Origin of the sequence: Methanosarcina thermophila TM-1 (assembly GCF_000969885.1) — an archaeon.
Lineage (GTDB): Archaea > Halobacteriota > Methanosarcinia > Methanosarcinales > Methanosarcinaceae > Methanosarcina > Methanosarcina thermophila.
Genome location: NZ_CP009501.1, coordinates 1,431,433 through 1,456,944, shown reverse-complemented (window position 1 = coordinate 1,456,944; position 25,512 = coordinate 1,431,433). Strand labels below are relative to the sequence as shown.

Here is a 25,512-nt window from a genome sequence, read left to right as displayed (position 1 = left end):
TATTATACTAACAGTTCTACTTTTACTTCTTTTACTGGTTTTAAAATTTCTACTTAAGATAATTTTCTAAACTTTTTATTACTAATATTATTATTTCAATGATTATTTTACAACGTGAGCGTAGAGGGTCACGAATACCCCGTCCTTTAGGACGGAGATGAAGTAAACCCCTGCCTCTTCGTTTTTCTCTTTAAATCTTTAGACCATAGCTTCCTTGTATAGAGAGTAAATCAGATCGGAAATCAAGGTTGAAATTTCGGCTTTATTCTAAAAGAACAGGGAAGCTCCGCCGGAGCTTCCTGAAAGCTTCAATATCAGTAGACACAATAAAAAAGGTAATAATAGGATGGAAAATTAGCCAAAAAACATATCATGGGATTAAGCATGTAAGTACTTTGATAAAGAAATCAAATAGGTCAAGAAAGTCTCAATGTTATGTGATGGATAATGGATATGATTCCGAAGAAATTCATACTCTAATAAGAAATGAGATAAAAGCAGATTCAATAGTACCTTTAAGAGAAAGAAAAAGAATGAGAATAAACGGAAAATATAGAAAGCAGTAACACGTAGGGTTTGACATAATCACATACAATAGAAGGAATATAGTAAAGACAATAATATATGTAGTAAAAAGGAAATTTGGAGAAACATTAAAAGCAAGAAAGGTTAAAAATCAAGTAAAAGGGGTAAAAGTTAAACTAATAGTTTATAATATAAACGAAAAAGTAGTAGAATTATTATGGATTAAATTAAGGATTTCTACAGAGCGCTATAACTACCAGTTTTATATTAAACTTTATTATTGATGTCTAAATAGGCATACTGCAATCTCCTGCAAAGTAGTCTACATGTACTTTTAATTCAATAATTAATTTCATTCTAAAGCTAATTTTATTTATTATGTGATAAAAAATTATAATTAATTTTCTATAATCAGTTAATCGATTGATTATTACAATTCGTAGCTTAGAGACTTAATTCTGCACTTTAGGATATCTTCGTATTAGTTTTTTGGTCATACTATTGAAAAAAAATAATACAGATACAATTAAATATTTTGTAATCTGTTTATTCTGTACAAAAAATATTCAAAACTGTCGATTTTAAACAGTTAAGAATATTTTAATTTCATAAGGGGGGTTTAGTATAAATTGTACTAGGATACTTTTGTTTTTCCTTACATTGAGTTTGTTAACGCCATTAACAGTAAGTGCCAGTACATATCCTGTTAATAGTAATCTGAATTGGTGTGGAATTACCTGGTATGTACCTGCAGCAAGTTCAAACACATGGGTGGATGACCAAAACAATTTGCACATGAGATTAGAAAAAATTAATGATAGATGGTATGGTGCTATGCTTGAAAGCCGTAATACGGTCAAATATGGAAAACTTACATGGGTTTCAAACTCACCTACCTTGAATTTAGAAAGAAATACAACTTTCGGTTTATGCACATATTATGATGATAGAAATGAGCTTGACATTGAGATAAATCAGTGGCCTGGCTACGATGAACATGTATGGTTTTCTAAACAACCTGCATCAGTTGATAATCATCCTGAAAACATTTCTTATGGTGTTTTCTCATCTAATCCTTACCTGAATGATAAAAACATAGTATATTCAATTGAATGGACTCCTAATTATGTGTACTATTCTGCCACTGCAGAAGATGGAACCATAATTCTAGACTGGACTTATTCAGATCCTGAAGGTATCCCAGCAATAAACTCTACCATCTGTATGTGTCTGTTACCCCTGGCAGGAAGTTATTATCCTGCAAGTGGGAATGCAGCAGAGATAGTATTGAGTAGTTTTACCTATACTCCATATGATCCTTCCTGGAAAGAGCCTAAACAAAAACCCGTAGCTTCGTTTTCGGCATCTCCAGTCTCAGGAAGTGTACCTTTGAAAGTTGCTTTTACTGATAAAAGTACAGGGACTCCAACCTCCTGGAACTGGAATTTTGGAGATGGGACAAGTTCAACCGAGAAAAATCCAATGCATACATATTCGAAAGCAGGAACTTACACAGTAACGCTTACAGCAACCAATGCTGCAGGCAGTAATACGGCAACGAAATCAAATTACATAACAGTAGCAGGAACAGCCGTGGAAAAACCAGTTATAAACTGCTGGGGCTCACCAAGGATGGGAACTGCGCCTCTGACTGTGTACTTTAAAGACCGTAGCACAGGTTCGCCTACTTCATGGTACTGGGATTTTGGGGATGGAGCTTACTCAACACTCCAGAATCCGAAACACACATATTCAACACCAGGAAAGTATACGGTAAAGTTGACAGTAACCAATGAAGCAGGTAGCACTTCAACAACGAAATACCACTATATAGTGTCAAAGGCACCAAAGGTCTGTAAAGCCAGTTAAAGGGAGAAAATAGCAACAAAAGTGAAAATAAGAAAAAATCGGAAAGACAGGAATCAATGAAAAATATCTCAGGATTTATTCATTTGCCTGCTTTGCAGGCAATTTTTAACTTTCCCAATTTTTAAACGAAGGATTTTATTTTTAAAAATCAATTAACAGCATTTCTTGTAGTATTCTATTTTGTTTTAAAACCTGTACTCTTTGTTTCTATTCTTTACATATCAAACCTTAGAAAACTCTTGCTACCATCATAATATTGCCCTCTGGAAACCATATCTCCTTGCCTGACAGCTTTCCATCCCACATAAACGTTCAATACTTTATAATAATCTTCAATTTTCTATTGTATTGACAGCAGAAGAATTTCTTGGATTTATATTTTAAATTTAGTAAAGTCATTTTTATAAAATCTCATAGAGAATTTATGATTGAAATTGAGGAAAAAAGATGAGAAGATATTTAATTTTGACGAATAAATAATTAAACTTATTAGGGTGATGGGAGAAAGTACAATAAAATTATTTATGAGGAAAAATAGTTCGGAAAGTGAAATTAATTTAAGAAAGCTTAAGTAATCTATCATAATAATTGTTTTAAGAAGGGCTTCTAGAAATATAAAAGAAAAGTAGTATCACTTTATAAAGGGAAAGAGACATGAAACTTAAAAAAGGACTTCTGATCTGTTTAATTTCTTTTATAGCAGCTATAGGTATTGCATCTGCAACTCCAGCAGAATGTCTTAATAATAGTAAACATATAGCTGTATATCTAGAAAACGCACAGACAGTCAGTCATGATCCTTTCTGTACTTCGATGTTTTATGAGTATAACCTGACATATTTGTTTAATGATACGATTTTGTCTCAAGATTTATCAGGTATTGATTTGCTTATAGTCCCTGAAAATCAGATGTCAAATTCAACGGCTGCAATAATAAATGATTATCTGAATAGTGGTGGGAAAGTTTGGTTTCTAAATGATCCAATATTTGATGAGAATGGTAACTTACAAACTGCTAATCGGATAAACATTCTGGGAAATTGGAGTCAATATCCTATTAATCATGCTCAGCGAGTATATTTCAATAATACCGATCCACTTTTATCGGGCTTTCCCTCATCACTCCCGATTCAATCATCGATTGAAAGTTATACCTGGATGAGAGCTTATAGCCCTCGCTCAGGAACAATATCGGGATTTAACTATAATGTTTTAATGCACCTGGGGCATTGGGATGGAAATATGCTTGTTAAATTTGAAAATACAACAACTGGGGCTAAAGCAATTTATTCAAACCCTAATATGTTTATCTCTGGAGGAAAAAATAGCTACTTTGACTCAAATACTGCCTCAGCACTTTTTTACTCATTGAGAGACTGGATTTTGGGTTTCGAATCAAATACATATAGTGTAGCTGTAACATATCCAAAAACAGATAAAATACTCACATTAACTATAGACGATATTCATGGTTCTGATAATGAGATACAAACAACGTCTAATTATTTCAGAATGAAGAAAAATCTTGCATATTCTATTCCAGACACATTTTTTATTATCCCTGATAGTGATACTACAAAGAAAGGACTCAATTATTTTTCTCAGTTTGGAGATACTCATACTATTCATCCACATGGGGTGGATTGGACTGATGTAAACACGGCAAGTAATAGTAATGTTACAATGTTTGAAGATATCATAAATGATGCCACAGGAAAAGAGGATTATGGGTTTTATAGTTTTAGATTTCCAGGAACTACAGGTACAATCCCAGCTTTTCAGATATTTGCAGATCTTGGGTATTCAATAAGCTCAAATTATGGACCTTTTACAGGAATGGGCTCTATTGGAGATGAACTAAGTAACAATATGTTCTTCCCAAAGCAAAAGATACTTTATAACAAAAAAACAAATTTAATAGAACTGGAGACTCCTACTAGATACGATATCAATACTGATACCCCAGCTGATATTTATACAGATAATATTAACAGTTTACAATATTTTAAAAATATTAACTTCCCAGCTAATTATATCATAGGAGGACATATTCAGGGGGTTATGGAAAACCCCGATATGGTTTCCAATATATCCAAAGTTTTTGTCTATATAACTCAAAATTTAGATGATGTATCTTATGAGAGTCTGGAAACCATTGCTAAGTATAATTCGGGAATAAAAAACTCTACAATAATAGCAACTCGTAATGATAATAACACTTCTATTGAAATTACTACTCAACAACCAATCAGTAATTTCACAATAAAATTGATTAACAATAGAAATTTAATAACTGCTGATTATGATGGTGCAGAAATTTATGAAGACAAAATAAGATATAAAAATGGATTTTACTATATTTATCATGATGTTGATCCGGGCACTCATACAATAAACATTACAGACACCGGAGTTCCTGTACATTCATTCTCAATGTCTTCAGATTCTGGGGTAGCTCCATTAACAGTAGCTTTTAATGACACATCTATAATTAAATCAGAAAATTTGAGCTGGGATTTTGAAAACGATGGTATAGTCGACTCTACAGAGAAAAACCCTGTTCATGTTTTTGAAAAGGTAGGAGTATATTCTATAAATATGACTGTTAGTAGTTCCGATGGAAGCTTCAGCTGCATAAAAACTGTTACAGTAAACCCATTCACGTCAGATGTCTTAAATAAACTGTACTGGTTCCTATACAAACATCTTAGTAAATTTCTCCCAACATCAATTTTTACCTGAAATCAATGAGGATATCAAAACTATTTCACATTAGGTGAATCAATTGACTATCTTCAATGCTGGATTTGTGGATGTAATTTAATTTTGGGATCTGCTTATGATTGCGAATAGATAGTGATCTAATTTCCAATATCATGCAACTGGTCAAACTATGGTAGTTCCCATATCCAGATACACAAGGGGAAAATATAGAAAAAAAAATAAATGTTTATAATATGAATGCAGGTTGTAAAATGATATATTTATGTTTTAATAAATCTTAAATTAGTGCATGCAGTATTAAAAAGTAAGTTTGGATTACTCCTATAATCATTAGCCCATATGATATATTTCAGAGCAATGAGGTTTTAAAAATATTCTTATGAAAAATGGGAGAGTGATCTCCAAGCTTATTTGGCCATGATTTCCACTTAGTACCTTGGATGTTTAACGATGAAAAAGCTGGTAGTCGTATTTGGCTTCATATTACTGAATCTTGTTATGCTAATAATTGTCATATTGGTTAATAATTTTAGTTTTACCTGGTTACTACCGGAAGCTCAAGACCCTGTTACAGATGTAAAGACTGGACATCCGAGTAATGTGAGTCATGGCCGCCTGTTGTGGAGTGGAATTAACTGGAGGGTGATATCTCAGTTGGAAAATAACACATGGGTGGACGATCAAGGGCGCTTACATATGAGGTTACAAAAAATTGGTGATACATGGTGTTGTACTACACTTGAAAGCCCTTATACCGTCAAGTATGGGAAATTTATATGGAACATAAGTTCTCCATCCCTGAATTTAGAACGTAATACATCAATAGGGATGTTTACTTATGCGAATGATACTAATGAGATTGATATAGAAATAAATCAATGGCCTGGGCATGATGAACACTTGTGGTTCACCAATCAGCCTGGATCAGTTGAAGATTATCCTTCAAATATATATTATGATGTATATTCTGATTCGCCATATTTAAATGAAACAAATATAACTTATATTATTGAGTGGGAACCTACTTATATAAATTTTTCCGTAGTTAGTAGTGATGGATCAATTATCAGTAACTGGAATTATACAAACGAGAGTGAGATTCCGCATGTAGAATCAACAATTTGTCAATATTTTGGTACTGTAGCTAATTTTACTCCTCAGAATGAGCAACCCAAAGAGATCGTCTTCAACAGTTTCCAGTATATAAGCAGTAAACAATCTTCTAACTATGAATCAGCTGATGATCTCAATCCTGAAAATGAAACGAAATTCTATAAAGGAGTTATTGATAAACTTAATGAATTATAAGCAAATGGAAAAAGTATATACCTGTAGGTTCAATCGTAGAAAATATGTTTATATTAGCAAAGAAAAGTACTTCAGGAGATATTTGAATATAAATTAGGATACTCATTCAAAGTCTCTTTATCTTTTTTCTCAAATTCTACGCTATTTGGGTCTAATGAATAAGGAAAAGACTGCAATTTTTATTTTTTTCTCTGGATATTCTTGTATATTTTTATCCATATGATATTACTTTAAATTTTTAGGATAAGTTTATTTTCCCCTAGGACTTATTGAAATTCCTCCCTAACTCTATATGTAAAATCTGGAATTAGGGCAGAAGAACTGTCTTGGTTCTATATTAATGTAATTATGATTTTCTTAAAAAATTCAATTTCCTTATTTCTCTGATATGCTTTGATCTATCACTTACTACAAGTGAATTAGGCTTTACATCTGTATCTATTATAGATCCTGCACCTATAACCGATCCTGCACCAATTGTTACTCCGCCTAATACTATGACGTTTGCTCCGATCCAGCATCCATCTTCAACAACTATTTTCTTAATCCTATGTTTTCCAACTCTTTTTTTTTCATTTCCTAAGTCGTGAGTGTCAGTCATGAAGAGCGTATTTGGACCTATGCCAACATTATTACCAATAAAGGTTTGTGGCCTTAACTGTACATTATAATTTATATCTACGTTATCTCCGATTTCTATTGGACCAAAAAGCTTACAAAAATTTGAAATACCTACATTTTTTCCAAAAACATATTTTCGAGTTAGCAATTCCGAGAAGTAAACATCTTTCCCGATAGATGGAATTGATTTACATTTTATAAAAGGTAATAATATAAGTCCTCTTAGCTTCCCAAGCGAGACAATAACTGGTGAGTCTACAATTATTATTTTTGTCAGTAATAAAATTAGAGGTGTTATTATCCCATCAATTCCCTTTATAATATAATATAACATCTCTCTTAATGAAATCATGCTATTTCAACCCTTTTTTCAATCATCATCTTTCTCCGACTATTTCAGATCTGAAAATGGAATATGAGCAAATATATATATAATTCTGGCAACTTTACATTATATAAACTAACTCTTTTATCTCGCTGGTACGCTGGCTTTGTTATCGTATACTAACTATATTATAGCCAAAAAATTATTATTATCAGTCCATAATTTTTTCGATTATGCTTTTTCCATCTTCAAACTTATACAATTTTCAAACTTAGAAAATTATAGACTGCAGATAAATATGTAAGGTTGAAAAAAAGTGTAGCTTCTGATCAAAGAAATCATGGTGAAGACTGGATATCCCATTTATCAATACTTTAATTGATAAACTTCCATCCCAAGCTTCACCTGTTATTACTCTTCGATTTAAGCTATTTACTTACTCAATGTACGTTCTAATTGTTCAGGTATTGAGCCTAAAATATTTTTAAGTAATTCTATATCTAGGAATGATGAAGTGCGAATTTATTTTTTAATAAATTGATCTGAACTTCTAACTTTCCATCCTCTGGCAGTTAGGTTATTCGCATGTGCGGCTCCTTTACTTGAAGGCTCAGCATTCCCAGTTATATCTAAATAACCATTTTCGGTATTATACGAATCCATTGTTTGAAGTATTTTATCTACTTCTGTTTGGTTTAGTGAGTTTTGACTAACGTTTAAGTTAATCAAACCAGGATTATTAGATATATCTAAACTTGTCAGGTTATTATTATACATATTCACAGTACCTTCTCTACCAGCAGGGAAGCAACCAGAAAGATTAGCAGCAGTATAATTGTTATCAGACGATAGAACACTTTTCAAATTCGTTGAAGTCAGGTGCAGAGTACCGCTCTGGTTACTGTTCCAGGTGAAAAAGTCTTCTAAAAGTGGGAGCTGATTGTACGGTAATGTGCCGGTCATATGTGGATTATCTCTGATGCATACATGCCATATATTAGCTCCTGTATTGCCCCAATTTATTGTATATGTTGGGCTTTGCTGAACTGCTGCACGAAGATCTTCCAGAGAAGGAGCTTCGGATATATCAAGATATGAAAGATTACAACATTCGAGGCAAAGCCTTTTCAGAGATGGAACGTTATGGAGCGTAATGGTATTCAACGATGTACAATAATAACATTCAATAGTATGCAGCGCCGTGAAGTTACTGAAATCCAGCTCAGTTATCGGATTATAGCTTGAAGCCCATACCTGGAGGTAAGGGGCAACATTTTCTAAACCACTGACAGCTATTACATTCTGTTGTTCTAAATTTTCTATTGTATTGGGACCTGGAGTTACTCCCCCATCTGAACCGTCATAACCAATATTGATCTTAGTTACTGCACTCCAGGGCGTTACTACCAGAGTGTTTACTCTTGTCTCTTTTGAGCCAAATTTTACAGTAGGAGATGCAGAATTGGATGTTGAGCCATCACCAAATACCCACTTAATCTCAGGATTACCTGTGACCGTAATAATCGGTGAAAATGACGAACCAGTAGTAATAAACGTAATATTTGCTTCAGGTGTTGGAGGCTCTTTCTTCATATCTTGATTATAGTTTGAATTGTCTTTGTCTGTGTTTAAACTTATACATCCTAGAGTCGAAGCAACTAGAGCAATAATTAATAAAGTTAAAATTAATGAAGTTAAAAATTTAATTTGAGAAGTTCTGCTGAAGAATCTCATAACAGATTCCCTAACAATATTTGTTGAATTTTTTTCCTAAAACTCTATATTATTTTTGAATTTAAATTAAGTTTTAAAGTATATAAGTTTAATTAATTTGAATTATGGGCTTAAAATTAAAATCTATGTGCTTAAAATTAAGACTTATGTATTCAAAATTAAGACTTATACAATTAAAATTAAGACATTACCAAGGATTCTAATTTCAAAATCACATTCTTTTAACCTATTTCATTGTCTTTCTGGTAAGAAACCTTTTATCAAATAATTACCCATTGACACTTCATTCTTTCTATCCTTTACCGGAGTAAAGCCGATTTTGGATGTACTTTTCGAAAAAAGACCTTCTGAGGAAATAAAGGTAAAAATCGTTTTAATTTATTGTTAAATCTCGTTCTAGCTCTTAATAACAGTAGGATTTAAATATAAGGATTGTATGTTTGATTGTCAAGATCTATAGGACGATAATCAATGTGGGTATATTTTTCCTGATCATTCCACGATTCAAAAACTCCCAACCCTAATTCAGCTGCATAAAACTCAACTAGACCTGTAGCCTGTGAACCAACTTCTCTTCTTATATAATCTATCATAACTGAATCTGTTGCTACAGGATCAACTCCAAAGAAAAGAGTTTCTGGGGGTTTGTTACCAAATGATTTCCATAGCGTGGGCGGAGCGGTATTTACATTGGGGTTCCCCATAATACCGTCACCTATAATTAACCTGGTTTTATTTCGGAAAACCGGGTTATTATTAATGTCTGCCAGGAGTTTTGCAAATGAATCGGCATTGTGTGCTGGAGAGCGCCCGTGTGCATCAGCAGTATAGGAAACACTCCCAAAATTATTCTTCAAACTTAATGTTACTCTTCCAACGGTTTTAAATCCATGTCCTTTTAACTGAGGCATGTTGATTATGTAGGTTGCGTTAACAAATATTTTAGCAGGTTTTATTTTTTCAGCGTAAGCTGTGCTTGTTGATGCATATTCCGAGTTATCCGAAACATAACCCGATAGAAAAATATTAGGTCTTCCCTCAATATATGGTCCGGAATTTTCATTTACATAGTACTTTATTTCTTTATCATAGATTCTCTCTCTAAACTGATCATGAACTGGTCTTGAGGGATCGGTTATCCATATATTTTCGGATGGGACACCAATAGATCTCAATCCTTTTATTACCGAATTTACAATTGCTGCGTAATTAAGCATGCTCGTATCTGAATCATCATCAAAATAAAACCCGTTTGTATAATGCCAGTTATTATTGAAATTCACTTTTATTGCAACCGTTTCTCCACTTTTGTATGGGATTATTTTTCTCCATCCATCTTGAGGGGAAGTTGTCCCAGTCAATTCCATTATTCCGATCTCTACCATCTTGTCTATTTCAGATTGATTCATGTAGTTATTCGGATTTCCCACTCCTTTCCATGTAGTGGAATTTGAATTATGAACCGCTACAACTCTATGAGGAGAAGGGAGATCATAAGCAGCTGGAATTGTTGCATATTGAGTATTAATTCCCAGTTCTTCTTGCTCAGATTCGGATAAAACTTTTCCATGCACTCCAGGCTCAATTGGAGGAATAATCGGGTTATTATAACGCGCAAGTAAAAATAATCCAGCTATTGAAGCTGCGACCAGTACACCTAAAAGTAGTTTACTTAATTTAATATCTTGATTTAAAAAAAGTTTAATCTTCTCGCTGTATAATAGGAGTATCGCAAAGGTACTTATATTTGCAATGGCAGCTTTCTGACAGGGGTAAACAATTCTAGAAGGTTTTGTTCCGGATCTGCACACCAGCCAGAATAAGTTTGCAAAAATTACAAATAATAAACTATTTTTAAATTTATGACTCAAATAACTTATCTTATATTTAAAGGATGTTTTTTTGTGGTTAGTGAATGTGTGAGACTGAGTTTCATTATGAGAATGACAATGATGCTCTTTATCTTCTTCCATCAGTACCTACCTTTACGCCTCAGTTCCAAAATCTTGTGTTAAAACAAATGTGATGTCACTATATAAAGTTTATAATTTTTAATTAAATAATGATGTAACCATACAATAATGCAGATTTATTAACTGGTTCTACTTCTCAAGAGTCCTTTATATTCAGGTTTTACTATGGGACTGAAGCACCTTGAACTGAAAACCAGATAACGAAAATATTCAATGGGAGGTCTTCCTTCCAGTCTTAGCTGTTAGGTATAGAAAATTAGAGGGTAACAGCTCGCTTAAAGCCCTAATCAAAACTTTTTTATATTTTAGCGTATTGTTATTACAGTAGTATATTATCATAGTAGTGATATAACATTACTTCAATGAGTTTACAATACAGCCTGACAGACACTTAAATACTTGGAAGGTATTCTTATGTTGTTGAGCACCATCACGTCTAGCATTATTTCTTCAAGCGCTATTTCATCGAGTGCAATTTCAATGCTTACGACCCCTGGACTTCCTCAGTATGGGGCTACAGTGACTATCGGGCTTATAGTTCTCCTTTCTCTAAAAGAAGTGTTATCTGCTTCTGAAAAATGGAATAAATATCTCAATAATTCTTTTAATCTGGCAATTGTTCCTTTGCTTTTCAGTTTTGTAGCAATTGTATTTTTCAAAGTTTTACAGATCATCTGATCATCTCAAAGGTCATCTGATCGTCTCATAGGTATTTGACTGTTTCACAGGTCAGGTGATTCATAGCTTCTCTAGCTAGAATTCTCTTTTTTATTATGCTTTTTCATACTTTTCATATGTTTTTATATACTTTTTATGCTTTTTATGAGAATAAATATTGAGACACGGCTGCTAATACATGGATCAGAATAAAAAAATTGTAATTAGCATAATAAGAGAATTTTAAGCTTAACTGGCTCCTTAAAATGATTTAAAGGGGCTGTCAGAACGGTGTCCAGCTGCTTAGATAGTGAGGCAGGATTCCGAAAAGAAAAACATTAATGAAACCGTGCATTAGAACAATAAACGGCAGACTTCTTGTTTTGTAAAAGGCAATACCCATTAACAATCCTACAAACCCGGTATAAAGGATTTCATGGAAGGTGCCATATCCAGAGTGCATGAGCCCGAACAGGATACTTGTAATTAACAGAGCTTCTTTCACACTCAAAGCCTGCTCTAGTCTGGTCTGGAGAATTGACCTGAAAATAAGCTCCTCAACTAAACCCACAAAGAAGACCATTATAATAGTTAACTTAAGGAGACTTTCAAAGGAAAGATCAGGGATCAGGTATCCTGTTCGAATGGTCAGATATTCTCCAAGCCCGAGCAAAAAACTCAAGGGCAGTGAGAGAGCAACATAACTCAGGAAATTTTTTGTGGTAATTCCGATCTCTTCTAAAGAATCTTTCTGATGCATTACTATGACAGCTAGTGGAATTGCCAGAGGGCTATAAATAAAAACAAAAGCGTAAAGGGTAGTTTCAAAGAACACAGGCATTGAAAGGTTTATTAGCCTCAGCACAGGGAGAAGCATCAGAGCCTGGTAAATTCTAAGTATTTTAAGATCTTTTATGAGCATGTTGGAAAGAGAAAGCCCAATTAAGATTCCGATATGTATCCAGACCGCTAATCCCATTCTCCCTGAAAAGATAAGAAGTTCGGCAAGTGCTATGAACAGAACAGGAGCTAAGGTAAAGAGCCTGAGCCTTTCGGTTTTAAAAATTTCCTGACTTATCTCGTCAAATCTGGTTAATTCAAACTTTTTATTTGGGAATTCGGCTAATTTTTGCTCCAGCGCAGTAATATGCCGATGCGTTAGGAGAATAAGAATCCCAGTGCATATCCCACCAAACATATAAATAATGTCCACATACCACCCAATTTTCTGGAAAAGGCTGGGATTTTCATAGGGCAGCAAAGTAAATCCGTAGTCTGTTTCATCTTGCAGGATTTCAGTAGAGATTCCATCTGAAACTGGTCCTGTCAGTGCAGAAGAGGGAAGTTCGAAATTACCTGCGGATGCAGTTCCGGGAAAGATTGCCAGTAAAACCAGAGTCAGAATTAATGCAGATATTACAGGACTCAATTTTTCTGATGTTTTATGGAAACTAATCAGTTTTTGCACGGAAAATACTCCTTTTTAAGGCAGGTTCAGGTCTATGTAGGGGTTTTGTGTTTTTAAGTTCCCTGTGTACCCTTTGTTTTGAAGGGGGGCTTTGTCCGGGGCTCGTGCCCCTTACTCTCACTCCATCACAGCAAGATGTAGTTTAGGAAATCCGCATGTGCAAAGGCTGCCAGGTTGAGAATTAGGAGGCTGGCATTTGCAGCCATCCTTCTGCGGTTCATCCCTTAGCTGTTTTCGTTTTCGTTCACGTTTATCCAGAGGTGCAGATCCCTGTAGGGCGTGGTTTTGTCGGTCTCGTTGAAAAGCAGGAACTCAAGCTTCATGTTCTGACCTACCAAGGGTGGGGTAAATGTGACAGTCTCTTCCCAGGTCTCGTTGTGGTCAAGGGTTATATGCTGCAGGTTTTCTGGAAGGGGAAGCAACTGGTTTTCAAGCCTTACTTGCATTGTGTAATTTACAGGCCTGTATTCATGGTTTACAATGCCAACAATCATGGTCCCACTCTGCCCGAGCGTGTAATCTGTAGTGTAATTGTCAGCTATTCCTTGCGGACCAAGCACGTAAAATTCGGTAAAGTGTTCTCCTTCTTTTGGAGTTAAGATTACATACTCCAGGGTTGCGACAGACATGAGAATTGACAGGATAAGGATAATCGTGAGAGCTCTGTCCAGCTTTGACTCCGGTTTCTCAAGGATCTCGTTTTTGAGCGAAAGGGCAGCTGCGCTGAAAGAAATCTCGAAAGCCTCAGTTTCAGGAAGGCTTGCCCGCCTTATATATGCAAGCCAGCACATGATAAATATGAATATGGATAGGCATACAAGCACAGGAAGGAGCCTGATCCCAAAAGGCGTATAATTGAGGACAAGCCCTATCAGGGGCACTATTGCAATGCTTAGCCCAAATGAAAGTGCAGTCCTTTCAATTCCGTCAAGGTCGGATTTTGCGGGAAAAAGTGCAGCAATTAAGGCGTACCCCGGCAGGAAAAGTACAAGAGGCAGCCCAAGTACGTTCCGGAGTATAGTCTCATTTATTCCGGGGGCAAGCACAAATATGTCCGTAAGGAGCACGAGCCCTATGACAATCAAGAGGTCTGAGGGAATTCTTTTTCCAGTCATGCGGGTCCATCCGGCTTATAATCAAAAGATACTGTAGATATATTTTTTTTGAGGGTAGCAATACTTCTCTCCAATGCATTTTATTCTTTCGCTTTATTTAAGATAGCAAATTTTTTTCCTTATATATTTTTTCAGTTTTACTTTTTTCTGCCTTCTTATACTTCTTTTTTATTTTTTCAGACTTCTTTATCTTCCACTTCTCTCTACTTTTTTCCGTTTTTAAGTTTTTTTCCTTATATGTGGCAAGAGGGCTAGCTCCATAGTTTTTTTCCTGGATTTTTTCTCGCTTTTTTTCTTTTTCCAGCCAGGAAGCGCGGCAAGTCGCATATAAAATAGGTGCAGCCACAAGGGCGCAGGGCTGAAAAGAGAGTTTTTGAGCAGGCAAGGCAACCCGGGAATTGAGCCCAGAATTTTCTCCAGTTCTTCTGATGCGGTTTCTTTCATATGTTTGAGATTTTTGAGGCTTCTTTTTTTATTTATTTACTTTTTATTCTATTCTGTTTTAGTAATATCTCTTCTTAATATCTAACCTAACAATAAAATTATATGTGTTCTCCCGGAGTTGCTTATACAATATTATTTTTTAATAATTATTTTATGATAATGTAATTTAGCTAAATTTATATATGGGCTTTATATTATTCCATTAATATATTAGAATGTCAATATACTAACTTCTCATAATTGTTATGAAAGCATTCAAGCATGCTACTTTGGTTTATACCTTCAGAGCGCACCAGAATTTGGTGATAGGGCTCTAGATTAATGCGTTTATTCAATTGGAGTAAAGCTACCTGGGTATTGAAATCACACCAAATTTTAAATATTTGTTTTCTAAACTTCTATTTATTTTATACTATACTAATCTATTATAGTACTCCATAGTATCTCCAAAATTCCAAGATAGTTGGGAGCACTCATAGAAATTTCTAAAAAAGTATTTATAATATAAGTTCATATGAGGTTGAATAAATGAGTAATGAGCTTACCCCCGATACAAGCTCTCAATGCATGCTTCAATGCGAGGAAAAAACGTGCAGGGAGGTTACAGCCCCTCAAAAAATAACTGTGATTCTCCCTGCATATAATGAGGAAGTTGCCATCGGAAGCATTGTCCTGCTAACACGCAAGTACGCAGACAGCGTGATTGTGGTCGATGACGGCAGTTCAGACCGCACAGCCGATGTTGCCAGGAAAGCAGGCGCTGAGGTCATTGTTCATGAAGTGAATAAAGGTAAAGGAAGGGCTCTTAAAACAGGCTTTACAGCCGCAGTCGCCCTGGGCGCAGACATTATTGTGACCATGGACTCCGACGGCCAGCACAACCCTGCTGACATTCCGAAACTGGTTGAACCCATCCTGAAAGGTGAAGCCGACATGGTCAACGGCAGCCGGTACCTCAATGGTCTGGGCAAGAATACCCCAGCCTACCGCCGCGTGGGTCAGACCATTCTCGACGAAGTAACGAACCTCAACTCCGGCCTCCATATAACAGATTCCCAGAGCGGTTTTCGTGCGTTTGCAGCCTCAACAAAAGACATTTTTCGCTTCACTGCCAAAGGCATGGCAATTGAAAGCGAAATGCTAGCCGACGCCGGTCGCCACGGCCTTCGCATAACCGAAGTCGAAATCGGCGTCCGTTACGATGTTGACGGATCAACAGAAAACCCAATAAAACACGGTCTTGGGGTTCTTATGATGGTTCTGAAAGATATCGAATTCAATAGGCCTCTTTACTACCTGACATTACCTGGATCAATTCTTGGAATTATCGGGCTTATTATGGGTGCCATTTTCCTTCACGATTTCACACTGGGAAAAGGCCTGTACTTTGGGCCTACCATGCTCATGGTTCTGTGTATTGTTGTGGGGATGTTTATGGCTTTGATGGGTATTATGCTGCATTCGGTATCTACGATTCTGAGGGATGCGCTGAAGGGTTAAATATTTAAAATGGCTTTAATCTCTGAGATTTAATATTTCTTCTAAAGTCTATCTAAGAACTAAACCAACTCTTGAGAAGGTTCGATCTTAATGCCTCGAAAGAAATCTGTAAGCATAGTCATTCTTTCATACAACAACAGGGAAGACTTGGAAGAATGCATCCCTTCTTTAATGTCTCAAACATATCAAGATTTTGAGATTATTGTAGTGGACAATGCATCTATGGACGGCAGTGAAGAATTCATAAGAACCAACTATCCCATGATAAAAGTAGTTCAGACAGGAAAAAACCTTGGATACCCTGCAGGTAATAACGCAGGCTTTGAGGTTGCAGAAGGTGAATATATTGTAGTTGTGAATCCAGATACTGTTGCAGATCCAGAATGGCTTGCTGAACTTATAAAACCCCTCAAAAATGACCCTACAATTGCAGCTACCACTTCAAAGGTTCTAATATATTACCAGAAAGACAAAATTAATACATGTGCAAACACAAGCCACCTTACAGGACTTACCTTTTGTAGAGGACTTAATAAGTCTGCTGACGAATTCAGCAACTTCCAGGCAGTAGGTGCAGTCTCTGGTTGTTCATTCGCAATAAGAAGTGATATGCTAAAGAAGATAAATGGATTTGATCCTGATTTTTTCCTTTATCTGGAGGATACAGATCTTTCCTGGAGAATACGTTTTGCTGGAGGTAAAATAATGTACGTCCCAAAGTCTGTAATATATCACAAATTCAGCTTGTCAATAGCTCCCTTTAAAGAGTTCTACCTTGAAAGAAACCGTTACCTAATTTTGCTGAAAAATCTTAATACGAAAACATTGATATTGTTAACGCCTGCACTTGCAATAACTGAAATTGTAACAATGGGTCATGCTATTTTAAATGGTCCCAAATACATAAAAAGTAAATTAATGGCTTATTTATGGATAATAAAGCATATTAGAACTATTTTAATAAAAAGAGAAGAAACTCTTTCTAAAAAAATAATCTCTGACAAAGAGTTCTTCGGACTGTTAGATTGGAGTATTCCTTTTGAGCAGATAATTGAAAATCATATAATGAAAAGAACGACTGATATTATTTTCAATTCTTTTTATGCATTGAATATGAAAGTAATAAGAAGAATAGTCTAATACAAAAGGTTAGGATTGTGATATATTTTTATGTAGAGTCTATTCAGAGATTAATGTTGGTAGCTATCTGAAGTCAAATCAAGTTTTGGGTTGAGTTCGTTTATTCAATAAATTATAATTTAAAGGCGGATAATATGATAATAGCTTTCTTTATAAATACGCCTGCTCAAGCGCATTTCTTTAAAAATATTATTAAAGGCCTTGAGTCAAAAGGCCATAAAGTGTTAATTTTGGCAAGAGAATATGGAGATACTATCCCTCTTTTAAAATATTTTAAATTCAATTATTTTATTTATACGGATGTGTCAAACTGTAGTATATATCGTAAAATTTATACCCTTCCTTATAATGTGTTAAAATCATATAATTTTTTAAAAAAATACAAACCGGATCTATTGGTTGGTGCAGGTATTGAATGTGTATATACTGCTTTGTTATTAAACTCAAAATCTATCCTATTTACTGACTCAATGCCACTTAATGAATCCATTTATGTAAAAAGTCAATTTTTATTATGCAAGCCTTTTATGAGTGCAATCATATCCCCAGCTTCTGTAGTAACCCCAAACTCTCCAAAAAAGTCTTTGGGACCAAAGCACATTATGATAAACTCTTATAAAGAACTTGCTTACCTCCATCCAAATCATTTCGTACCGGACAGTTCTATTTATGATCTATTAGGGTTAACTGAAGATGAAAGGTTCATTGTGCTTCGTTTTAATGCTTTTGATTCTGTTCACGATCTAGGAGGCGTGACGGGTTTTTCTGTAGATGAAAAGAGAAAACTCGTTGATATATTATCTAAGCATGCTAAAGTTTTTATCTCCTCTGAATCAAAGCTTCCTCAGGACTTAAAAGAGTTTTCAATAAATATACCTAAACATAGAATTCATGATGCTTTATATTATGCTGACTTAGTTGTGGCGGACACAGGAACGATGGTTATTGAGGCAGCTGTCTTAGGTACCCCTGCAGTTAGATTTAGCACTAATGCAGGAGCTAATGATTTAGGAATTTTCGTTGAGTTATCAAGTAAGTATGATCTAATTTATACTTATGATGATCCAGAGTTAGCAATCGCAAAAGCGAAAGAACTAATTAATAGACCAAATCTGAAAAAAGAATGGGAACATAAAAAAGAAATTTTGCTAAATGATAAAATTGATTCAAGTTTGTTTATGGAGTGGTTTATTGAGGAATTTCCTCAAAGTTTCAATAAATGTTTATCCCAAAAGTCAATTTAATTTTTTGTTATCTCTAAATTACAATTTAATGATATCAGTAGAATTATTGGTATGATGGAGAGAACTCACATAAAATTTTAATGCTTCAGAGTAAGATTCCAAAATGAATCTAGCATATAGTCAACGACTAAATATGAGGAATGATATAGTACATGGGAAAAAATAATCTACTCCTAATATGTGAAACATATACCAATTTCCAAAAAGATCCTATTGATTTATTGGCAAATCACTTTAATAATATCTCAGTCTTTGTTAAATACAATCCAATAGCTGAGATTTCTAGATATATTTCACTTCCCGCCCTGATTCAACACAATTCTAAGAATAAGATCGATCTAACTAATAAACCTCCAAATATTAATGTTTTTTTAACTCCTATATTTTATATGCCTTTTGATTCTCAATATAAGGCTCTTGGAAATAAACATTTAAAATCAGTAGAGAAAGTTATTGAAGAAAACAATATTGAATTCGATTTAATTCATTCCCATTTCACATGGCCATGTGGATATGTCGGTGCAAAACTAAGGGAAAAATATAATGTACCACTGGTTATTACCGCACACGGATTTGATATTTATAAATTGCCATTTAAAGATATGGATTGGCAACAAAAAATTCAATATGTTCTCAACTCTGCAGATTATATAATTACAGTCAGCAAAAATAATTTAGATTGTATTAACAAATTAAATGTTAATACACCTGTTAAAATTTTACCTAATGGTTATAAAGATGATCTGTTTTATCCTATGAATCAACTTCAATGTAAGCGTAAACTTAATTTACCTCTTAATAATAAGATAATTTTAAATGTCGGGAATTTATCTGAAGTTAAAGGTCATAAATATCTTATTGAAGCGATGAAAGAAATTGTAAAATTTAGAAAAGATGTTCTTTGTATCATAATAGGTGAAGGTAAGTTAAGAAACACACTTCAAAGGCAAATTAATAACAACGGGTTAAGCAAATTTATCAAGCTTGTTGGAAGAAGACCACATAGCGAGATTCCTATTTGGATTAATGCTTGTGACTTGTTTGTTCTTCCCAGTTTAAATGAAGGAAACCCTACAGTTATGTTCGAGTGTTTAGGTTGTGGTAAACCATTTATAGGAACCAATGTAGGTGGTGTTCCAGAGATCATTAAATCTAACGATCATGGATTGCTTACTGATGCTGGGAACTCTCATAAGCTTGCTGAGAAAATTAAAACTGCTTTGGATAAAAAATGGGATGGAAAAAAAATAGTAAATTATGCAGAGAAATATAAATGGAAAAATATAGCAGAGGAAATTCAGCAAATTTATTGTCATCTGTTACAAAACTGAATTATATTACTTGAAAATTCTAACTATGAGTTTTATTCCAGATCAATCAAGCAAAAAAACCTAGCTACCAATTTGATTGAGTGTCCTATGAAATTTCAGATAAGAATAGATAGTTCAATGCATCAATATATTATAAGGTTAACATGAAAACAAATCAGTTTAAACGTTTACAGGTAGGAAATATTCCTAGCAAGCTCGCTCTTAGTTTACCATTTCTCTTAGCAACTGTTATCTTAATTGGTTTCCTTATTGCGGGTATAATTGGTAGACTCGATCTTGCTATTAGAGGTTTGATCATTGCGGTTCCCTCCATTGCGTCGGCAATAATATTATGTAATATTTATAAAAATAAAAATAAATTTGAAAATATTAATGTTTCTCTTGGTTTAACTCAAAAACAATTAGCATATCTATTTTTTATCGTTTACTTTTCAAGTTTAACTGTCGTTTTTATTTCTTCAACTCGAACCTGGTTATATCTATCCTTAATTTCATTACTTTACCTCACAATTTTGCTTCAAATTTTTTCTACTGGCTTTAATTCCAGATTCATTTTGCTTCAAATTATTCTTTGCATGCTTAATTTGATTTATAGTGTCACTTTTAAATATCCTTTATATTTTGGTGGAACAGATATATTGGCTCACATTTTCATGTCACAAGTCACATATATTTCTGGTCATATAATTCCCGAAGAATTAAGTATCGGTTATGCAAATTTTCCTTTATTTCATATTTTGATATCTCAGACTTCTTATCTATTGGGTTTGGATATAAAGACCTCTTATTTTTTAATAAGCGCTCCAATATTTGCCTTATCTGTTTTTTTTGTTTATCTCTTTTTTTTGGGCACTATTGAAAACGTAAAATTGTCTTTACTTACAGTTATTTTGTATTCTAATTTAAGTGTTGTAGTTTACTACGGAATGTATGTAATAACGAGAACTGTAGCATTTATTGGATTCGTCATGTTGTTATATATTATTTCAAAAAATAAAAGTGGAACTAAAAATAAAATTGCTTTCAAGTATATTGGTATATTACTTACTACATTCATAGTGCTTGTTCATCAAGTATCAAGTCCGCAAATACTTTTTGTAATTTTAATATTATTATTATCTGAAAAATTTATATGGCATTTTACTAATCTCAAAGAAAAATACTGGAGTTCCACATATGTACTTTTATTTGTAGTAATCTTCCTAGGATATTGGATTTATCTGGCTTATTCGTTTACTAATATGGTATTGACGACTACATTTGATTCGTTCATAAGCGATTCAATTCAAATGGAAAGATCAGTCGTGTCTGGAAACGAATGGATATTTCTATATAGTAATACTGATGTTTTAGTTCTAACATTTTTTGTCTTGATTGGGATTGGGGTTACCCTCTGGAGATATTCTAATAATTATTCATCAGTCTTTGCCTTAGCTGCTTTGCTTTTTCTTCCACTGTATTTGCCTAATCCTTTGCAAACTCTGTGGCAAGCAATGACTTTGTTACAGTTTAACAGATTTATGCTATTGACTAGCCCTTTTGTAGCTTTTTCAATGGCATCAGGTGTTTTCTTCTTTTATAATTTTTTGAAAACCAAACAAGTTAAATCTTTATATAGTAGCTTATTAATTGTTATTCTTTTAATGATTTTTATCATTCCTCCCTTAGCTTACAATAATCCTGAAGTAAGTTCAAATACGGACAGAAAGTATTTTACATCTGAAGAGTTAGATGGTCTAAGTTATGTACTAAAATATGTTCCCAACAACTCTAGTTTATATTCTGATTATTATATAAAAAGATATTTTTGTCAAAAAGAGTTCAATGATTCAGATAAACTTGGTTTTCCTTTTTATAATGCACAAACAATTAGATCTATAGATATTGTAAACTCTAATGGTTATTTTATATTAAACAACGAAGCTTTCAGTGAAAGAGGTCTGAATTTAGATCCAAGTTCTAGATTTTATTTAACAAAAGATGATCTTTCAGAATGGAAAAAATTGAATTTAGAACTAAGTAAGAAAAATAAAATTTATAGTAGTACATATATATCTATATTTTACACATAGTTATTCATGTTTGTCTACGAAATCTTCTAACTTTATTCTTACTAGGATGGTAGTGTCATTGTCAGATAAAAATCACAAAAGTTTCTCCGTTTTAAGAATAGTATGGGAATTTCCTCCAAAAATTGGGGGTTCAGTAACACATATTTCTGAATTGTCAAGAAAAATTGATCCTTTCTTACAAAAACAGATCATTTTTGCTCCATATATTGAAGGTTGTGAGGCATTTGATAAAACTTTTCCAATCCAAGTAATAAGGCAAAAGATACCAAAGTTTTGTGACTTTGGAGTTCCAATTATACAAAATATGTTCTACTCATTCTATGTAATTAAAACGGTTTTGCAAATTATTAAAGATAATAATATTAATATAATACATTTTCATTCCCCTATATTAGCTTCGTATTTTATTCCTCATATAAGAGCATATGATAAGCACGTGAAGATTTTTGTAATGGCTCACGGGTGGCCTGGTAAAAAAGATGAGAGGTTTGGAATATCATATTATTTCGGAAATAAATTAATTCCTTTATTTCCTCCTAATAAATACTTCATATTGAATGATGGGAGTCAAATATGTGAGCTCCAATCAATTTTAAATAAAAAAAATATTCCTTGGGATATAGTATATCATGGAATTGATACTGATCTCTTTAAACCTGCTGAAAATTCAATTTCCTCTAATTCTTTTAATGTTTTATTCCCACATAGGCCAATCCCAATAAAAAGACCTGACATTGCTATGAATATATTTAAAAAATTCTTGAACAGAATAAACGACTATAGTGTTTCTCTATTATATCTAAGTGCAAGCCAGTCAGAAGAGTTAATAGAACTTGCTAGGAAAGAAGGTATTGAAAATAACGTCCAATTTCTGAACGAACTTTCAGGAGATGAACTTATTAATTGTATAAACAATAGTTCCGTGGTTATTGGGACTTCAATGAATAGTAACAATGGACGTGCGATTCAAGAGGCTATGGCTTGTGAAAAACCGGTTATTGTATTTGATAATAATGGAAATATGTCGAATCTGATTGAAAATATGGAAAATGGAATTTTAATAGATTCTGGAAACATTGATGATTTTGTAGAATCGCTGGTGTTATTATATAATAAACCTGATTTAAGACTTAAAATGGGCAGAAATGCAAGAAAAACAATTATAGAAAAAAGAAGCTGGGAAAAAAGAATCAAAAAAGAACTGTCAATATATCAAAAAACTGTTTAAATTATGGTAAACTTATCCCTAGTTGAAATTACATTTATGAGCCTTGTATTCGAAGAGTTAATTAATTCCTTATCAAGGAATAATTCCAAAACTTACTGGTTTGAGAATAGAAGAGGGTTTAAGGGGTTTAGGGTGAACTTAATTATAAATATGCTTTTAAGATATGGTTGAAGACATGTCTTAAGCTTATAATAGACGGCGGAACATTCTTGTTCATAAGATCAGCTATCTCAATAACGCCACCATAACCTGTTCCAATATATTTCTCTAGTTGAGCAAGACAAATGTTAGTGTTGATTATAGTTCTTTTTTGAAAATTTACAGGAAATAAAGATTCACTTTAGTAGACTGAGCAGTCTTCAACTAACTACAATAAACTTAATATGATTGTCATTGATGCTTATTTTGCGTTAACTCATTTATGTACTCCTATGTTTTGTGGAGGAAAGTGGAAGAAGCACTTAATTTTACATCTTTTTTATAAATCGATAATAGAATTTCTACAAAGCCGGGTTTTAAATCAAACTAATTAATAATCCTGTTGGGTATAAATTGGCTTATAATTTGCTTTAATTGCATATCTGTATTCATTATATATATATAATATATAATAATAGCTACGCAAGAACATAGAACTATTATAATATGATTCACTTGAGCGATTTTCAGGGCTATAAGGATAATTCCCACTGGAATGAATAAACAAAAGTTAGAATATAATATTTTTATCACTTTTGAATTTTCTATTCCTGAGTAAAACAACATTTTTAGGCATAGATAGCTATATACAAGAATTCCTGATATGGAGAATAGTATTAATGCTAAGCGAGCATTTCCAAGAAGTCCACCAATATAAAGAGATAGTATGCGTGTAATTAAGTTAAAAAAACTATACTGAAAACCGAATTGTTGTTTTTCCATTACTATATATATAGTACTTAAAGGGGATGAAATTAACCATATGAAGGCCCATAAACTTAGGATTTGAGCGTAAACACCCGCTTCTGTCCAATCATTCCCGAAAATTAAAGTAAAAATATCACTTCCAATAATTGTTATAATTAACATAGGAAACATTCCTATGATTACAAGAAGTCTAAAGACGCTTTCCACAAGATAATCGAGGGTACCTTCAGATTTAGCCTTTGAAGCCCTTTGGAAAAATACTTGTGAGATTGAACTGCCAATGAAACTCATTGGTAGTTGTAAAAGGCGAAACCCAAGGGAATAGAAGCCGACTACTGCAGGAGTGAAGAAAGCTGCAAGGAGGAAGGTTGGGAGTTGCCAAGAAATTATATTCATGAGAGCAGACCAACTATCTATAAGTGGAAAGCTACGATATCTCTTAAACCCTTCACATATCTTTTCCCATCGAATGCTTTTTTTGATAAGCTTTTTGTCATCCCTCCATATCTGACATCCAAGCACAAATGTTGCCACATACTGACCAGCAATACTGCCACCAATCAAGCCTCCTGCGCTTGGTGTGTTTACTGTGAGTCCCATACCAATCTGCGCTGCTAAAGTCGAAACTGAACTGCAAATCCTTGAGATGGAAAGCCTTTTGAAAAGTTTTGTTCTTGAATTCCAATTATTCAGGGCAAGAAATAACCCATTTACAAAAATAAATGGAGGTACAAGCCAGAGATAACTTCCGATCTGCGGAGAATTCAAGATGTTAACTATAGATTCTTTAAAATACCATATGAATGGAATGGTTAAACCACTTATAATCAATGCCGCTAGAAAACTCAGCCCTAATAGGTTTACAGCTTCTTCATTCGATTCAGGCAGCATTATAGAATATTCATACCTCATGCATGCAATAATACTTATAATGCTGGTGATAGAGATATATAAAGCCCAAATCCCGAAATCTTCAGGTTTATACAGGCGGGTTAAGACAGGGGCAGACAGAATAGTAAGAATTTGAGCAAAGGCTGTTCCTCCGACGAGTGTCAGTACATCAGATATAAAACCTGTTATCTTTACATCTTTGGACAGTCTTTTTTTCTTTTCTATTACTTCGTCCATAGCTAGTACCTTAAAGAAACTTTTTAGAGTTGGATCTTTTTAGAACTTTTAGAACTCTTAGTGTCATACTTATCTCTTAATTATCCAGGTATTAATAATATCGATAACAATTTCGAAAAATTTCTATCTTTAAAAATTTATTTCTTGCATGGAATATATAAATTAAGAAGTTTGCTAATCTTTTACAACTCTTAATAATT

The 25,512-nt window shown here is 33.6% G+C and carries 17 protein-coding genes and 1 pseudogene; 10 read left to right on the top strand and 8 right to left on the bottom strand.

The genetic code is table 11. From position 1 onward, the window contains the following. Positions 1-248: 248 nt before the first annotated feature. From MSTHT_RS13740 to MSTHT_RS06260, 4 genes and pseudogenes are all read left to right on the top strand, one after another. Positions 249-566: a transposase gene (locus tag MSTHT_RS13740; RefSeq protein WP_052721824.1), complete on the top strand. Its 318-nt coding sequence runs from the start codon at positions 249-251 to the stop codon at positions 564-566. 1,300 nt (positions 567-1,866) lie between these two features. Then, positions 1,867-2,394 (top strand): annotated as a pseudogene (locus MSTHT_RS15565) (PKD domain-containing protein); the annotation flags it as partial. A gap of 654 nt (positions 2,395-3,048) precedes the next feature. Beyond that, on the top strand, positions 3,049-5,136 hold the full coding sequence (locus tag MSTHT_RS06265) for a PKD domain-containing protein (protein ID WP_048167043.1): 2,088 nt from the start codon (positions 3,049-3,051) through the stop codon (positions 5,134-5,136). Positions 5,137-5,568: 432 nt separating this feature from the next. After that, a complete protein-coding gene (locus MSTHT_RS06260) occupies positions 5,569-6,426 on the top strand; it encodes a LamG domain-containing protein (protein WP_048167042.1) in 858 nt (285 codons plus the stop codon). 346 nt (positions 6,427-6,772) lie between these two features. On the opposite strand, the gene MSTHT_RS13735 is transcribed toward MSTHT_RS06260, so the two are convergent. The 7 genes from MSTHT_RS13735 to MSTHT_RS06225 form a co-directional block, all read right to left on the bottom strand. Further along, positions 6,773-7,399, bottom strand: a complete 627-nt coding sequence (locus tag MSTHT_RS13735) for an acyltransferase (RefSeq protein WP_052721841.1) — start codon at positions 7,397-7,399, stop codon at positions 6,773-6,775. Positions 7,400-7,894: 495 nt separating this feature from the next. Further along, positions 7,895-9,106 (bottom strand): hypothetical protein, encoded by a 1,212-nt coding sequence (locus MSTHT_RS06250; protein WP_048167041.1) that lies wholly within the window; start codon positions 9,104-9,106, stop codon positions 7,895-7,897. Positions 9,107-9,525: 419 nt separating this feature from the next. Beyond that, positions 9,526-11,079, bottom strand: coding sequence for a DUF362 domain-containing protein (locus MSTHT_RS06245; RefSeq protein ID WP_048167040.1), 1,554 nt, complete (start codon positions 11,077-11,079; stop codon positions 9,526-9,528). Between the two features lie 503 nt (positions 11,080-11,582). Continuing rightward, on the bottom strand, positions 11,583-11,753 hold the full coding sequence (locus MSTHT_RS14485; RefSeq protein ID WP_156149729.1) for a hypothetical protein: 171 nt from the start codon (positions 11,751-11,753) through the stop codon (positions 11,583-11,585). Between the two features lie 266 nt (positions 11,754-12,019). Continuing rightward, positions 12,020-13,204 (bottom strand): CPBP family intramembrane glutamic endopeptidase, encoded by a 1,185-nt coding sequence (locus MSTHT_RS06235; protein WP_231588216.1) that lies wholly within the window; start codon positions 13,202-13,204, stop codon positions 12,020-12,022. A 224-nt stretch (positions 13,205-13,428) separates the two neighbouring features. Next, a complete protein-coding gene (locus MSTHT_RS06230) occupies positions 13,429-14,319 on the bottom strand; it encodes a DUF1616 domain-containing protein (RefSeq protein WP_048167038.1) in 891 nt (296 codons plus the stop codon). Between the two features lie 97 nt (positions 14,320-14,416). Further along, positions 14,417-14,704: a hypothetical protein gene (locus MSTHT_RS06225; RefSeq protein WP_048167037.1), complete on the bottom strand. Its 288-nt coding sequence runs from the start codon at positions 14,702-14,704 to the stop codon at positions 14,417-14,419. 587 nt (positions 14,705-15,291) lie between these two features. Here MSTHT_RS06225 and MSTHT_RS06220 point away from each other — a divergent pair. The 6 genes from MSTHT_RS06220 (at position 15,292) to MSTHT_RS06195 (ending at position 23,278) form a co-directional block, all read left to right on the top strand. After that, complete coding sequence (locus MSTHT_RS06220; RefSeq protein WP_048167036.1) at positions 15,292-16,263, top strand: glycosyltransferase family 2 protein; 972 nt, start codon at positions 15,292-15,294, stop codon at positions 16,261-16,263. Between the two features lie 90 nt (positions 16,264-16,353). Beyond that, a complete protein-coding gene (locus tag MSTHT_RS06215; protein ID WP_048167035.1) occupies positions 16,354-17,403 on the top strand; it encodes a glycosyltransferase family 2 protein in 1,050 nt (349 codons plus the stop codon). A gap of 134 nt (positions 17,404-17,537) precedes the next feature. After that, a complete protein-coding gene (locus tag MSTHT_RS06210) occupies positions 17,538-18,647 on the top strand; it encodes a DUF354 domain-containing protein (protein ID WP_048167034.1) in 1,110 nt (369 codons plus the stop codon). A gap of 152 nt (positions 18,648-18,799) precedes the next feature. After that, the gene (locus MSTHT_RS06205) at positions 18,800-19,978 is read left to right on the top strand and encodes a glycosyltransferase (RefSeq protein WP_048167033.1); all 1,179 of its coding nucleotides are present in this window, start codon (positions 18,800-18,802) and stop codon (positions 19,976-19,978) included. 143 nt (positions 19,979-20,121) lie between these two features. Next, entirely contained in the window at positions 20,122-22,050 is a 1,929-nt protein-coding gene (locus tag MSTHT_RS06200; RefSeq protein WP_048167032.1) for a hypothetical protein, read from the top strand. Positions 22,051-22,108: 58 nt separating this feature from the next. Next, positions 22,109-23,278 (top strand): glycosyltransferase family 4 protein, encoded by a 1,170-nt coding sequence (locus tag MSTHT_RS06195; protein WP_048167031.1) that lies wholly within the window; start codon positions 22,109-22,111, stop codon positions 23,276-23,278. 525 nt (positions 23,279-23,803) lie between these two features. On the opposite strand, the gene MSTHT_RS06190 is transcribed toward MSTHT_RS06195, so the two are convergent. Continuing rightward, positions 23,804-25,312 carry a lipopolysaccharide biosynthesis protein gene (locus MSTHT_RS06190; RefSeq protein WP_048167030.1) on the bottom strand — a complete coding sequence of 503 codons (1,509 nt, stop codon included), beginning with the start codon at positions 25,310-25,312 and terminating at the stop codon, positions 23,804-23,806. Positions 25,313-25,512 lie beyond the last annotated feature (200 nt).

Bases quoted from the DNA above. Each gene is read 5' to 3' on its own strand.
- MSTHT_RS06265 (WP_048167043.1), top strand. From the start codon at position 3,049: ATGAAACTTAAAAAAGGACTTCTGATCTGTTTAATTTCTTTTATAGCA.
- MSTHT_RS06260 (WP_048167042.1), top strand. From the start codon at position 5,569: ATGAAAAAGCTGGTAGTCGTATTTGGCTTCATATTACTGAATCTTGTT.
- MSTHT_RS13735 (WP_052721841.1), bottom strand. From the start codon at position 7,399: ATGATTTCATTAAGAGAGATGTTATATTATATTATAAAGGGAATTGAT.
- MSTHT_RS06250 (WP_048167041.1), bottom strand. From the start codon at position 9,106: ATGAGATTCTTCAGCAGAACTTCTCAAATTAAATTTTTAACTTCATTA.
- MSTHT_RS06245 (WP_048167040.1), bottom strand. From the start codon at position 11,079: ATGGAAGAAGATAAAGAGCATCATTGTCATTCTCATAATGAAACTCAG.
- MSTHT_RS14485 (WP_156149729.1), bottom strand. From the start codon at position 11,753: ATGATCTGTAAAACTTTGAAAAATACAATTGCTACAAAACTGAAAAGC.
- MSTHT_RS06230 (WP_048167038.1), bottom strand. From the start codon at position 14,319: ATGACTGGAAAAAGAATTCCCTCAGACCTCTTGATTGTCATAGGGCTC.
- MSTHT_RS06220 (WP_048167036.1), top strand. From the start codon at position 15,292: ATGAGTAATGAGCTTACCCCCGATACAAGCTCTCAATGCATGCTTCAA.
- MSTHT_RS06215 (WP_048167035.1), top strand. From the start codon at position 16,354: ATGCCTCGAAAGAAATCTGTAAGCATAGTCATTCTTTCATACAACAAC.
- MSTHT_RS06210 (WP_048167034.1), top strand. From the start codon at position 17,538: ATGATAATAGCTTTCTTTATAAATACGCCTGCTCAAGCGCATTTCTTT.
- MSTHT_RS06205 (WP_048167033.1), top strand. From the start codon at position 18,800: ATGGGAAAAAATAATCTACTCCTAATATGTGAAACATATACCAATTTC.
- MSTHT_RS06200 (WP_048167032.1), top strand. From the start codon at position 20,122: ATGAAAACAAATCAGTTTAAACGTTTACAGGTAGGAAATATTCCTAGC.
- MSTHT_RS06190 (WP_048167030.1), bottom strand. From the start codon at position 25,312: ATGGACGAAGTAATAGAAAAGAAAAAAAGACTGTCCAAAGATGTAAAG.